Below are 14,142 nucleotides of genomic sequence, written 5' to 3' on the forward strand. Positions count from 1 at the left end.
CTAGTCTTTTGTCAGCCTGTAAATTAGTACTGCGGCTCTTTTGGTTTGCATTGGCAATGTGCTCAGATCACCTGTTTCGTCAATGGTATGACCATGACTTCCACCAAGCCCAAGACCATCAAGTCCCATGTCAATGTACTCTGAGGTGAACGAAATGTCGGCTGCTCCGGCATCTCCCGGATCAACAGGGTTTACTTTGCCAAATCCAAGATCCTGACTGACCTGGCTGAATTTTTCCAGAAGTTCATAATTACTGTCAGTAAGGGAAAAAGGAGGATACCCTCCTGAAAATGTGATGGTAGCATTTGTTTGAGGTAGATGATTGGCAACTATGGTTTTCATTGCTTTCTGAGTTTTTTGGAGCTGCTCAACAGAGATACACCTGATGTCTCCAGCTACAGATAATTCTTTAGATACGACATTATCTTTTCCAAATGCAGTGCCACTATTCAGGTTCGTGTCATGGGTAATGGTGGTTCCACCAACGATTACACCGGGATTAAAGGTCAGATATTTTTCAGATGACAATTGTTCGTAAAACTGATGGAGTATTCTTGATGCCTCATTGATGGCACCAGCCCCAACTTGAGGTTTGAAAATCTGTGATGAGTGAGATGCTTTTCCTGATACGTTGAGTATCCAGTCGGAGGAGCTTCTGCGGGCAACTACAGCTGTTGAGGGATTACCATCTCCATTTTCAAATCCGAGTGCAATGTCTGCCCATTTAGCGGCATCCACCAGAGCTTTTTTGGATAAATCTAAAGGCCTTCCACTTTTTTCCTCATCACCTGTTAGTACTACTGTAATATTTAATTTGCTTAAAAGTCCTTGTTTATGCAGTGCAGTTAGTGTTTGGAGTATGATCACATTTCCTCCTTTCATATCAGCAACACCAGGCCCTTTTACCATATTTCCTTCCAATGGAATCCATTCCTGATTAGGGCTGTCTTTTTCAAATACAGTATCGAGATGACCAATCATCATTATTTTTTTTCCTGTGCCTCCTTCAATTTTAGCAACTACATGCCCTGACCTGTTGAAAGCACTGCCGTCTTGCCAATATGCTTCCATTCCAAGTGCTTCGAATTTCTCAATAAATACCTGCCCTACTTCTCTTACACCTTTAAAATTCATCGTGCCACTGTTGATGTTCACCACTTCTTTGAGCAGAGATATGGCTGTATCATTTTCTTCATCAATGAGTTTAACTAGTTTTTTTTCAACTTTTGACAATTGAGCAAAACCTGAGATATTTAAAAAGAAGAATAGAAGTACGTAAATCGTGAGTTTGTAGAAGTACATGTAACTGTAGTGTTTTTTTGAAGAGTAAGTATAAATAAGATTTTTTATTATTTGTACCTTTAATCTACTTTGTGTCCAATTTTAAAAAGTTAATTCGTCTATATACCACAGTCTCAAATCAAATTAAATGAAAAAAACACTTTTTTTGTTACTAATATTAATTGGTTTTTCATGCTCAAAAAGTACTCAGACCAAGAGCATAGATGATATATCATGGTTGTTGGGAGAGTGGGTGAGTGATGATTCAAAAGAAGGAGTAGTCACAAAAGAACTCTGGTGGAATGAAGGAGGTAACATGCTTGGAAAAGGCCAGGTGATCAAAAATGGAGAGGCTGCTTTTACAGAACTCCTGTCATTGAAAATGGTAAATGATACTTTGACTTATGTGGCAGACGTTCCACATAATTCTGAACCAGTTGCCTTTAAATTGACCAAATATACTAATGACAGTTGGACATTTGAGAATCCTGACAATGATTTTCCCAAATCTATAGAATACATCAGAAATGAGATGGGGTTTAAGGCGATTGTGTCGGGTAAAAAAAGAAGCTTTACTTTAAATTTTAAAAAGATCTAACATGCCTGTTGTGAAGTTTACAGCTAATTTGAAGCGGTTTTATCCTGCCCTCAATACGATGACAGTTGAGGTTGATTCTATCCCTGAATTGCTTGATAGGCTGGAAAGTAAATTCCCGAAATTCAGGCATTATATAGTGGATGAGCAGGGTAGGCTAAGAAAGCATGTGAATATTTTTATAGGTGAAGAACTGATTAGGGACAGAATAAAATTGACTGATCCGATAGGACGGAATGATGAAGTGTACATTATGCAGGCACTTTCAGGAGGGTGATTTGTTACAAAATTATCAACGATCAAAATATTGAAAAATGACTACTTCAAAACAAAATTTATTGCTTGGTACCCGCAAGGGATTGATCATTTACAAACGTGAGTCCGAATCATGGAAGTATGACAGTACTCATTTTCTTGGGATACCTGTTTCCTTAACTTTTATTGATGAACGGAGCGACACTTGGTGGGCGTGTCTTGATCATGGACATTGGGGAGTTAAGCTGCATCGGTCTGTAAATCAGGGAAAAGATTGGGTAGAAGTAGAAGCACCAAAGATACCGGAAGGAGAGGAGGTAAAGGAAGGTGTTCCTGCTTCAGTGACCTACATCTGGGCATTTGCACATGGAGGAATGGACAGGCCGGGAGTATTGTATCTCGGTACTGATCCGGGAGCTCTTTTCAAATCAGAAGACAATGGTGATACCTGGTTTTTGGTAAGATCGCTATGGGATCATCCGACAAGGAAGAATCAATGGTTTGGTGGAGGTAGAGACAATCCCGGTATTCATTCTATCATTGTTGACTCCAGAGATTCCCGGCATATTTATGTAGGGATCAGTTGTGCAGGAGTATTTGAAACAAAGGATGAAGGAGTCTCATGGAATCCGTCTAATAAAGGCATGACTGCCGAATTTTTACCAAAACCTGACGCTGAAGTAGGGCAGGATCCACACCTGGTAGTTGGATCACCGTCTAATCCCGATGTGCTTTGGAATCAGAACCATTGTGGAATTTATGTAACACATGATGGAGCTAAAACCTGGAAACCTGTGCATGAAAAAGGTGGAATTGCCAATTTTGGCTTTGCTGTTGCTGTTCATGAGGAAAATCCTGATATGGCCTGGGTAGTACCGGGAATATCAGATGAAATCAGAGTGGCAGTCGATAAAGCACTGTGTGTCTGTCGTACCACTGATGGAGGAAAAAACTGGACGGATTTTAGAAAAGGTCTTCCTCAGGAAAATTGCTATGATATTGTATATAGACATGCTTTGGATATTGATGGTGATTCCCTTGTATTCGGCTCTACAACCGGAAATGTCTATACATCAAGTGATCTGGGAGAATCCTGGAGTTTGATTTCTTCCGATTTACCGATGGTGTATTCTGTAGAGTTGGGGTAACGGTTAACTCATAATCGATAGTATATAGTGTTAAATCAGAATAGGCTATTATTCTCACTTTTACAAACTGTTTTTAATTTGGCATAAAAAAAGTCGCTCCTGATAAGGAGCGACTTTAAACAATTACAAATTAAGTTTTTAATATGGCTTGCCTGTTCCTTGTAGCAACCATTGTTTAGAATAAGGACTGTCTTTTCCTAACGCACCAGAATATTCTGTGATTTCCAGATTTGATATGGCACTGTTTACATTGGTTGTGTTGTTAACCAATTCATCACCACCATAACCAAATCTGATTGCGGGCACATCAGCTGTAGCCCCATTACCCACACTCATAACAGGAAATCCTGTTCTTTTATAGTCATTCCATGCTTCAGTAGCGGATGTAAAGCTCGCAACCCATTTTTGAGTGATTATTTGCTCTACTGTTCCGGCAAAGGGTACATCTGCTATAAATGTAGCATATTCATCTTCTACACCCCATGTTTCAAGTGAACTCATAATAGCAGTTTCATAGTGAGTTTGAGCATCGCCTACATTCCAGCCATTTATAGCCATTTCAGCTAATGTAAAATGCATTTCAGCTGCAGAAACCAACCTTGATTGTAGCATATCTCCTGTTGTAGCATCACCATCCATAAACGTTTCCGTTAACATTGATGCATGAATATTGTGTCTTCCCTGTCCACCAACTGTATTGCCGTTGTAAGTATTATTTGCAGAAAGTAAAATGCCTGGTGCAATTCCCACGTATTCACTGTCATCAAAAGTAACATCATTGGGATTGTAGTGCCTGGTAAATTCCTCGGTTCGTCCCCTATAATCACTCCAGTTTCGTAAAATGTCACTTACGACACCATCAATTCTCATTTTATCTTCATCATATCCGGTTATTAATAAATCTTGTTCCCATCTCACTTGTACCGGAGCAAACCAAACACTTATTCGAGGATCATTAGTAGCATTCATCTGATCAATTAGTGTTTTACATGCCTGATATCGCGTTGAACTTGCCTCATCCGTGTAAAATAATGGCCAAATATCATTCGACTTACCAGTATAATCAAGCGTGGCATCTTCGGATGAAGCTGAAATGAATTTTCCACTTGAAACAATTGCTTCTATGGCAGCCTTAGAGGCTGTGGATTTCTCAGATATTCTTACATAATATCTGATGAGCAGAGAATTTGCAAATTTTTCCCATGCTGCCATATCTCCCTCAAAATATAAATCTACACTACTGTCAATACCAGTTTCATTACCAGTTTCAAACAGTGTAGCTGCTGCTTTCAAATCATCTATTACTGACATATAAACATCTTCTTGTGAGTCATATTGTGGATAAGTAAATTCATCACCACCTTCATCACCTTTTAGTGCATAAGTATAAGGAGCATCTCCCCAGTAGTCGGCTATTTGTCCGAATAAAAAGGCTCTCATAGTTAAGCCCACTCCTTCGTGAAATGGAAAACCGTCTCTATTGGCAGTTTTTATCAACAATTCATTTGTTCTTAAAATATTGAAGTAACCAGTCCAGTCTTCACCACCCCAATCATAAAAGTTGTGTCCTCCTGCCCATCCGGACAATTGGGTATGCTGCATTGCTCCTCCCATATTACCTAAACCTAAATTGAGGTAGTTTACAGCAGAAGGTCCCAGCACTGAGGGCATTAATAAATTAACATTTGCATTTACAGGGTCAATGGCAAACGGATTGGTGTTTATTTCCGATAATTTGTCATCACAAGCAGACATTGTCAAAAATGCCAATGCCATGACCAGAATTCCTTTTTTATATGATATATTTTTCATTTTTATTGAATTACAGGTTTATTAAAAACTTAGATTTAGCTTGAAGCCGAGCGAGCCACTCCAGGGCATTACATTTTGCCTTTCGTATCCTTGTTTGAATTGGCTTGCGGTATTTCCCTGAGTCCCACCATTGGCCTGGAAAGCTCTTTCGGAATCAACTCCGATATCAGCGGCATTCCATAGCATGATGTTTCTTGTATAGATAGAAACAGTAGCAGAGTTGATTCCTTTTATTTGAGGTAATTTGTATCCGATTGATAATTCTCTCAATTTGATGAAAGAAGCATCAAAAGTGATGTTTTTGTTGTAACTCCAAGGATATGCCTCAGTTATAGGAATAATGGTAGTTCCGGGACCTCCAAGGTGTTCTGTATATTCGTCATCAGAGAAATCGTCAGGAGTATCTGCACCTGCTGTTTGTACCACGCCTGGTATAAATGCACCGTCGTGTTCACCATCGTATTCTAATCCTCCAGTTTCAGCAGTATGACCACCTACTCTTGGATAGTAACCCGTTCTAGGGATTATGTATTCTTCAGGGTTGGATTTTAAGAACGCTATCAGTTCACTTTCTGACATTAGACCACCCTGGATCAATTGATCCAACTGTCGTTGTGATTTCCAATCAGACTCACCATATCTATAAGTGTAAGAAAGGAATTCTCCTCCTTGTCTCCAGTCAAAACTTGCATTTAATGTGAACCTACCATAAGTTAAGCTGGTCTGCATGCCCAGAAGAAAATCAGGATTGAAATTTCCAACTTTTTCCCAATCTTCTACATCTTCCAGACCGATCCATTCGGGACCATCAATGATAGGCCACTTGTAGTATTCAGAATTGGGATCTTGCACCTGAGCTATGCCATAGCCATAAATATCACCAATTTTCTCACCCAAAAATGTATATGCTCCGCCATTATCCTTCCAGATTTCTATCCGGTCAAGATCGCCTGTTAATTCTTCTACTGTTGTAGAGTTTTTTGAGAAGTTAAAATTTAAATCCCATGTAATTCCATCCTTATTTGCGATCGGAGTGCCACCGATTACAAATTCAAGACCCTGACTTCTTAACAAACCTCCGTTTACTATTCTACTGCTATAACCTGAAGATAAAGGGGTTACTTGTGGGAAAATTTGATTTTCGTTATCTACACTGTAATAGGTTCCACTAAACCTCAATTTATTATCAAACATATTGAAGTCGATTCCAGCTTCTATAGAAGTTGCTGTTTCTGGCTTTAAGTTTGGGTTTTTCTGAGTGCCTGATACACTCTGAGTAATTAAAGAATTCCAGGTCCCTGTGGATAAAGATTGTTCTAAATTATACGGATTGGTATCATTACCTACCTGAGCCCACCCTGTTCTAAACTTCAATAAACTAACCTTCTCTGGTAAATTGAATGTGTAATTTGCCAACCAACTCAATGATGCAGAAGGATAAAAGTACGAATTGTGTTCAACTGGTAATGTACTTGACCAGTCATTTCTGGCTGTCAAATCTAAATACAACATACCTTTGTATCCAAGAGAAGCCAATGCATATAAACTGTATATGGCCTTTTCTGAATATTCATCGCTTACGCTAATGTTATCTAGTGGGATGTTGCTGACAGTATAAAGTCCTGGTACAACCAATCCATTATTTCTATTGTCTGACCCAATTCCAGATCCTATTTGAACACTTTGTCTTTTTTGTTTCATCATATTACCTCCAACAGAAAAGTTTAGATCTAAATCTCCCATTGTTTTTGTATAGGCAGCAAGAAAGTCGGTATTAGACTCCTGATAGTTAATATCAGCGACTGTATAATTTCCTTTACGCATACGGTCAGCACTGAATGGGATTTTAGTTTCACGGTTTTCACTGTAAGAGTCCAAAGACTGACGAACTTTCAATGAAATATTATCTGTGAATTTATAAGTCAGTGCTACATTTCCATATATCCTGTCCCTTACAAATGCGTTTGTCATACCATAAGCAATAAAATATGGGTTATCTCCTTCCGGTGGTTTATTTTGTTGTATTCCTTCCTGACCGGGCATCCAGTAATCTTTCAACAAGTTCATGTCAATATAAGAAGAAGAATATACGGCCTGCAAAGGATTGTTATTACGATCACCAGTACTTGGAATGTCGTTTGAATTCGCTCTGCTAATAGTAATATTGGAAGTGAAATTTAATTTTTCAGTAAGGTTGTGATTGATACTGGTTTTAAGACTATTAGTAAATCTATCCTGATTAGGAATCATGCCTCGCATGGACATATTAGAATAAGATATCCTGAAATTTCCTTTTTCATTTCCTCCTGTTAAAGCCACACTATTTGTAGAGGTGATTCCTGTTTGCAAGAATTCTTTCATGTTGTTTGGATATGATCTTAACTCTGTTGGTTCATCATATCCAAACTGATTGACAACATTACCTGCATCCAATTCAGGACCAGCCCAGTAGGCAGTTCCCTCATCTAAAGTGGAATTACGTTCTCCATTAGCATATTTATAATGGAAGTCCAATAATTTAGTCGGCCACTCGAATAGCGTACTTGAAGAAACTGTCACTCCTAATTTTTTGGAGCCTGAGCCAGATTTGGTAGTGATAATAATTACCCCATTACCTGCCCGAGTGCCATATAATGCCGCTGCACTGGGTCCTTTCAACACAGTCATACTGGCTATGTCATTGGGGTTGATATCCGATATTGCATTACCATAATCAACCTGATTGTTGTTTCCATTTTCTGATACATTATTTAGACCATTGTTCATTGGCACTCCATCTACTACAAATAATGGTTGATTGTCTGTAGTCAATGAGCTGGCACCTCTTATTACCACACTTACAGAAGAACCTGCACCTCCGGTTTGGTTAATGGTAACACCTGCTACTCTACCAGCCAGGGAGTTTACAACATTATCTTGAGAAACCTGATTTAGTGCATCTCCACCAACTTCCTGAACAGAATATCCTAAGGACTTAGTTTCTCTTTCTATACCTAAAGCTGTCACTACTACTTCGCTTAGTTCTGAAATGTTCTCAGACAATGCCACATCAATTACTTTACGGTTTCCAACGGTTATCTCTTGAGCATTGTACCCCACAAATGAAAATACTAAAACGGTATTTTCTCCCGCAACTTCCAGACTATATTCACCATTGATATCAGTAATAGTACCTGACTGCTCTCCTTTTACTATTACGTTTACACCAGGAATTCCTTCTCCATCTACAGAGCTGGTAACTTTTCCTGATACCGCAATGTCCCTTAGCCCATCAGCCATTGCTGATGGTAGCAATACAATTAGTAATCCTAAAGTCACCATAGTGAAAATAGGGGATACTAATTTTTTACATAAGTATTCGTATTTCATAATTTTGATTGTTTGTTTTAAAACCTGTACATTTTACTTTCTTCACATCAAATACCTGCTACCAAATTCTAAACATGGAATTTATATGGCATAAATAAGGTATTATTAGTGTTGTTTATTTTCGCTGTATAGCATCGTATTTTTAAATAAGACGGTATTTTCCCCTGCTGTTGCTATTGAAAAAAAAGATCAGTAGTAAGCAGAAGGGCATAAGTTTTTCTGGTTATGTTATTCTCATGTTTAAATGTTTATGTTAAAAATCTATTATTATATTCATTGTTTTACTTAAGGAAACCAAGGTCATCAGTAATAGGTGTACACGAGCTGTAAGCATGTGATTTTTTGAACCTGTAAAGAGTTTGCATACACAACATACACTGCTATTAATGCCAGCTAAAAAAACATTGGTTTTACGAATGAAACGTGTAATATATCTCTTTCCTGTTTTCAATAATTAAGCCTGTTTTAATAACACTAACGAAAATACAATATATATATGTAATCTTAATTCAGAATATAGGCGTATTATGATGGTATATTGACTCTGTTTAAAACCTTATAATTTCTTAATATAAGGTCTTCTTTTATTGCCATGTTTTAACACAAGCATAAAGAATGAGACACATTTTATTAATTTTTTTATTATAAAATGCACTTGAATAGAAATTGTACTAATTGGAGATGTGATACTAAAAACTTTTAAATGGGAGGAGTGTGATGGCCTGAAGAGTTTAGTGAAAATGAATAATAAATCCAGTCAGCAGGCAGAGGATTTTTTAGTTTATCGGGTTGATTTTTCTGATCTCTAAAATGGATGATTCGGCAGGGTTGTTTTAAAAATTATTTTAGTTAGAGGCTAAATTAGTTGTTGTTTATTGATGTTATATAATTATTTTAATAATTACATATAAAAATTTAATCCGTTTCTTTTTCCATTATTTTTTATTCAAATCATTTAATGTATTGGTAGAGATAACAATTTATTAAATAAGACTTAAATCAAAATAGCTATGGGTAGTTTCTATATGGTTGACATGGTGTCGCCTAAATTACATAGGGGATCGCTTTCAAATAAATGAGCCAATATAGTATAACAATACGCCTATATTCTGAAGAATAGTAAGGGATATTAATTGTATTTTCGTTAAATTTAAGAATGTTGAATAGGGTACTTTTTAATTAATCAATGGATATACCTTCAAATAGAATGAATTGCTATTTGGAATTTTAATAAACTAAAACAATTATTTCAATAACTTTTAACTAAACACATGACCATGAAAAAACATCGACTAAAGTATTTTGGTCTTCTTATTTTTCTTTCGCTACTGATATATTCGTGTGGTGAGGATGAAAAATTAGAATTCCCAACATCAGCTCAAATTTTTTACTCCCTCAGTGATGATCCTGATGAAGCAAAAAAGGTGGCATTTACAGCTATTACTCATAGCGCAGATTCCTATTTATGGGATTTTGGAGATGGTACCACAAGTACAGAGCCTGTAGTTGTACACGAGTATAGTGATGGAGGGTATTATACTGTCTCCCTTACAGTTACTGGTAGCACCGGAACAGATAGTGAGGAAGTAAATCTTGCTATTGATTTGACTCCTTATGTTTTATTAACGGGGGGACCTACCAATACGGAAGGAAAAAAGTGGAAACTCTCTGCAGCACATGGAGCAGGAGGTAATTATTTTGCAAATTCTGATGCCTCTTTTTCATTGTATGGCGATACGCCTAAACCGCTTCCCGATGGTATTTTCGCCACTGAATTTGGAATGGGTAAAGTTTATGATGATGTATATACTTTTCATTTTGATGGTAACTATGAAATTGACACTAAGGATGATCAGGCGGTATTTTCAGGTTATGTTCATCAACTATTGACAGGAGGGAATGTCGTAAATGCTAATGGAGCTTCATATGGGCTTGTTATTGCTTCATACACACCGGATGCAAGTGCCACTTTTACCTATGTTGAGAACGAAGATTTTGAGGTAGCAACAGTTTACGGACCAGAAGGTAAATTAACCTATGAAGGGGTTAGTACATTGGATTTCTCAGGAACTTCTTTTGTAGGTTTTAAAGACTATGAAACTAAAGTGATAGTGAGTGATGTAAAGGACAAATCATTTAATATAGTTGTCTTTGTGTCAGCTGATCCTGGTGCTTATCCTAAGGCAACTAATGCTATAATCCTTACCATGCAGGCAGTAGATTAATGCCCATGAAACTTGACTAGAATTTATTTAACTATTAAATAATAAGACATGAAACAAAAATACATTTTTCAACAAAAGGTCAATCCACTCTTCACGTTAGTGACTTTGGGATTGATGATTGCATTTTCACTGTCGGTTCAGGCTGGTGATAATTTAGACAAGTCCATATCAGGAAAAGTAACCAGCTCTGTAGATGGAGAGGGGATACCCGGAGTAAATGTAGTAATCAAAGGAGTTCAGGAGGGTACTATTACCGATATAGAGGGAAACTATAGCCTTAGTGTAGCTGATGAAACTGCAGTTCTGGTATTTTCCTTCGTTGGCTACAATGCCCAAGAGGTTGTTGTTGGCAATAGATCAGTTGTGGACGTAAAGATGACAGAAAACGTGGAGCAACTGAATGAGGTTGTCGTTACTGCCTTAGGTATCAAAAGAGAAGAAAGGTCATTGGGCTTTTCAGTGGGAAGAGTAGATGGCGCAGAAGCCAATAGAGTGGCTCAGGATAACGTGCTAAATTCCCTGTCAGGTAAGGTAGCGGGAGTTACCATCAACCAAACCGGGGGAGCTGGCTCATCAGTAAGTATGGTCATCAGAGGAGCCTCCTCACTAAGTACCGACAATCAACCACTGTTTGTAGTTGATGGTGTTCCAATAACGAACGGACTAAATAACGTTGCGGAATTCGGAAGCCAAAATAATGTGGATTACGGTAACGCCATATCGGATATAAATCCAGACAATATTGAAAGTATTACGGTACTTAAAGGGCCAAGTGCGGCAGCATTGTATGGTACCAGGGCAGGTAATGGAGTGGTATTGATTACTACTAAAACGGCAGCTAAAGGAGATAAAGCCAAAGTGTCTTTCTCGTCAAATACAGTGTTTGATGTTCCCTTTAAATTTCTTAAAACCCAGAAAAAATTTGCTACGGGTTATTTTTCTTATACACCGGATAATTTTGGCCCGGGAGAATTTCCTGTAGTTACTCCTGCAGAGGCTGCAGGTGCTGGAATGGAACTGGACAGAGGGTATTATGCCATCCAATGGGATTCTCCTCGTGATGCGAATGGCAATCAAATTCCTACTGAACTGGTGTCACACCCAAATAATGTGAAGGATTTTGTACAGACTGGTATTAACACTACCAACAGTGTAGCTGTATCAGGAAGCAATGAAATAATCAACTACAGGATAGGTTATACCAACATGAGAAGTCGTGGATTGATTCCTAACGCTGACTTGTTAAAGGACAATTTTTCATTGAACTCTTCCATTAAAGCAAATAAATCTTTAACCATTAGTAGTACTATAAACGCTGGCAGAACCTGGTCTAACAATAGACCAAATACTGGGAACAGGGGAAGTAATCCTTTGGAAGCTGCCTATAAAATTCCTCAAAATCTGGATATCAATGATTTCAAGAATTATTGGGCACCTGGTCAGGAAGGAGTACAGCAGTACGCACCTGAAAACTATAACAATCCGTACTTTCTTGCAAATGAAGTAAAAAACGGCTTTTCAAGAGATCGTATTATTGGAAATGTTAAAGCTGATTTGAAAATCACAGAAGACCTGTCTTTGATGGGTAGGTATTCAGTGGATTATTATACTGAGGTTCGTGAAACTAAAATTTCACCAAGCTATACCAGAGAGCCCAACAACGGAGCTTATGGTCTTGCCAATAGCAGTAATTTGGAGAAAAATATAGATTTCTTACTGACTTATACTAAGGACTTGGGTGACTTTGGTTTGGTCGTGTCAGGAGGAGGTAATAGCAGGTACACCAAAGGTAAATATTTGTCCAATTCTTCAGGATCAGGAAATGGGCTTATTGTACCTAATGTATATAGTGTAAGCAATATTAGTTCAGGGGCATTGAGCTTCAATAGTAGTTTGTCTGAAAGGGTCATATACAGTGTCTATGGAATAGCTAATTTGTCTTATAAAAATTTCATATACCTGGACTTAACAGCTAGGAACGACTGGTCTAGTACATTAAGGGCAAATGAAAGGTCATATTATTATCCTTCTACTTCTTTAAGCTTGTTGCTTGATGAGGCATTCGATTTGGGAGGAAATGTTGATATGCTCAAATTAAGAGGTGGTTGGGCAAAGGTAGGAAATGATACCAGCCCTTATAATTTGAATGCAGTGTATAACAATGGTGGTCAATGGGGAGATGCTACCATGTTGACTTATTCAACTACCCGTTTACTTCCAAATTTAAGACCTGAGACTGCCACTTCATGGGAGGCTGGAGTCGAGGCTAAGTTCCTTGGTAACCGATTGAGGTTAGAAGGAACATACTATACCCTAGACAATGTAGACCAAGTTTTGCAAATATCTACACCTGGTTCTTCAAAGTACACTGCTAATAATATAAATGCAGGTTTGATCCAGAGTAGCGGATGGGAACTGATGCTAGGAGGCACACCCTTAAAGAATAATGATTGGTCTTGGGATGTAAGTATGAATTTATCCAGAAATAGAACCAAGATTATCGAGCTGGCAGAAGGTGTAGAGTTTTACGAATTTTGGAGTGAGGCAAAATCACGTGCCAGAACATATGTTGGTGAAACAATAGGTGATATATATGACGCCAAGATGGTAGTAGTAGAAGATCCTAATTCACCATACTATCAGTATCCTATTATAGGAGGAGGTGATTCTGAATGGCAGGCCATACAATCAGCCGATACAAGGAATAAGGTTGGAAACTTTAACCCTGATTTTATATTGGGTATGCAATCAACCCTGGCCTGGAAGAATTTCAGTTTAAGTATGACACTTGACTGGAGAAAAGGCGGGCAATATCAGTCTCAGACGTATAGGTATAGTACGGAAGATGCCAGTTCACAAATATGGTTGGATAATGCAATCAACCCAAATGGTTTGGAAGGTGCTGAATTAAGTGCCTGGTTGAAAGAAAATGAAGATCAGTATATCAGGAATGGATTTCATATAGTTGGAGGGTTGACAAAGGAGACTGGTGGTTTACCTGAAAACTTTAGTGGAAAGGTAGTAAATGACGGTTATTTTATTCCGGGTGTAGTACAAACTGCGGGAGCAGATACTCCTAATGATTTCGAGGATGATGTGTATGTTGAAAATCTTGGAGAGTCTGGTACCTTGGTGCTTCCGTATATTGTAAGTTACCCTTGGGATTTCGGTGCTCCATCCTTGTTTGATGCTGACTTTATTAAATTGAGAGAACTATCTATTGGATATAGACTTCCTACCACTTTTACCAATAAATTGAAAATTCAGAGTGCTAATGTTTCGGTATATACCAGAAATGTGATTATATGGACAAAAGGAAAAAATGGAATAGATCCTGAAAGAGCCTTCCAGAATAATTCCTCACGTTTTGTTCAGGGTGTAGAAAGGTACAATGTGGAGCCATGGGTATTTCCTATTGGAGTGAAACTAAATTTAACATTTTAATTACTAAAATTAA

At 37.9% G+C, this 14,142-nt stretch carries 8 protein-coding genes; 5 read left to right on the forward strand and 3 right to left on the reverse strand.

Features of this window, described 5'->3' with window-relative positions; all coding sequences use genetic code 11:
* Positions 1 to 1,302: a M20/M25/M40 family metallo-hydrolase gene (locus AAOP42_RS07960; RefSeq protein WP_349527956.1), complete on the reverse strand. Its 1,302-nt coding sequence runs from the start codon at positions 1,300 to 1,302 to the stop codon at positions 1 to 3.
* A gap of 127 nt (positions 1,303 to 1,429) precedes the next feature.
* Between AAOP42_RS07960 and AAOP42_RS07965 the strand changes: the two genes are divergently transcribed.
* The 3 genes from AAOP42_RS07965 to AAOP42_RS07975 are packed head-to-tail and all read left to right on the forward strand — an operon-like array spanning position 1,430 to position 3,279.
* Positions 1,430 to 1,879: a DUF6265 family protein gene (locus AAOP42_RS07965; protein ID WP_349527957.1), complete on the forward strand. Its 450-nt coding sequence runs from the start codon at positions 1,430 to 1,432 to the stop codon at positions 1,877 to 1,879.
* A gap of 1 nt (position 1,880) precedes the next feature.
* On the forward strand, positions 1,881 to 2,153 hold the full coding sequence (locus AAOP42_RS07970) for a MoaD/ThiS family protein (RefSeq protein ID WP_349527958.1): 273 nt from the start codon (positions 1,881 to 1,883) through the stop codon (positions 2,151 to 2,153).
* 37 nt (positions 2,154 to 2,190) lie between these two features.
* Positions 2,191 to 3,279 (forward strand): WD40/YVTN/BNR-like repeat-containing protein, encoded by a 1,089-nt coding sequence (locus tag AAOP42_RS07975; RefSeq protein WP_349527959.1) that lies wholly within the window; start codon positions 2,191 to 2,193, stop codon positions 3,277 to 3,279.
* A gap of 138 nt (positions 3,280 to 3,417) precedes the next feature.
* On the opposite strand, the gene AAOP42_RS07980 is transcribed toward AAOP42_RS07975, so the two are convergent.
* Together AAOP42_RS07980 and AAOP42_RS07985 are read right to left on the reverse strand one after the other, a co-directional pair.
* Positions 3,418 to 5,091, reverse strand: coding sequence for a SusD/RagB family nutrient-binding outer membrane lipoprotein (locus tag AAOP42_RS07980; RefSeq protein ID WP_349527960.1), 1,674 nt, complete (start codon positions 5,089 to 5,091; stop codon positions 3,418 to 3,420).
* A gap of 21 nt (positions 5,092 to 5,112) precedes the next feature.
* Positions 5,113 to 8,460 carry a SusC/RagA family TonB-linked outer membrane protein gene (locus tag AAOP42_RS07985; protein WP_349527961.1) on the reverse strand — a complete coding sequence of 1,116 codons (3,348 nt, stop codon included), beginning with the start codon at positions 8,458 to 8,460 and terminating at the stop codon, positions 5,113 to 5,115.
* A gap of 1,277 nt (positions 8,461 to 9,737) precedes the next feature.
* Between AAOP42_RS07985 and AAOP42_RS07990 the strand changes: the two genes are divergently transcribed.
* Positions 9,738 to 10,685 (forward strand): PKD domain-containing protein, encoded by a 948-nt coding sequence (locus AAOP42_RS07990; protein WP_349527962.1) that lies wholly within the window; start codon positions 9,738 to 9,740, stop codon positions 10,683 to 10,685.
* Positions 10,686 to 10,733: 48 nt separating this feature from the next.
* Positions 10,734 to 14,129, forward strand: a complete 3,396-nt coding sequence (locus tag AAOP42_RS07995) for a SusC/RagA family TonB-linked outer membrane protein (protein ID WP_349527963.1) — start codon at positions 10,734 to 10,736, stop codon at positions 14,127 to 14,129.
* The last annotated feature ends 13 nt before the right edge of the window (positions 14,130 to 14,142 follow it).

This window comes from Reichenbachiella sp. MALMAid0571 (genome assembly GCF_040151475.1).
Taxonomy (GTDB): Bacteria; Bacteroidota; Bacteroidia; order Cytophagales; family Cyclobacteriaceae; genus CAXBNB01.

Coding starts and splice junctions, on each gene's coding strand:
- AAOP42_RS07960 (WP_349527956.1), bottom strand. CDS start 1,302: ATGTACTTCTACAAACTCACGATTTACGTACTTCTATTCTTCTTTTTA.
- AAOP42_RS07965 (WP_349527957.1), top strand. CDS start 1,430: ATGAAAAAAACACTTTTTTTGTTACTAATATTAATTGGTTTTTCATGC.
- AAOP42_RS07970 (WP_349527958.1), top strand. CDS start 1,881: ATGCCTGTTGTGAAGTTTACAGCTAATTTGAAGCGGTTTTATCCTGCC.
- AAOP42_RS07975 (WP_349527959.1), top strand. CDS start 2,191: ATGACTACTTCAAAACAAAATTTATTGCTTGGTACCCGCAAGGGATTG.
- AAOP42_RS07980 (WP_349527960.1), bottom strand. CDS start 5,091: ATGAAAAATATATCATATAAAAAAGGAATTCTGGTCATGGCATTGGCA.
- AAOP42_RS07985 (WP_349527961.1), bottom strand. CDS start 8,460: ATGAAATACGAATACTTATGTAAAAAATTAGTATCCCCTATTTTCACT.
- AAOP42_RS07990 (WP_349527962.1), top strand. CDS start 9,738: ATGAAAAAACATCGACTAAAGTATTTTGGTCTTCTTATTTTTCTTTCG.
- AAOP42_RS07995 (WP_349527963.1), top strand. CDS start 10,734: ATGAAACAAAAATACATTTTTCAACAAAAGGTCAATCCACTCTTCACG.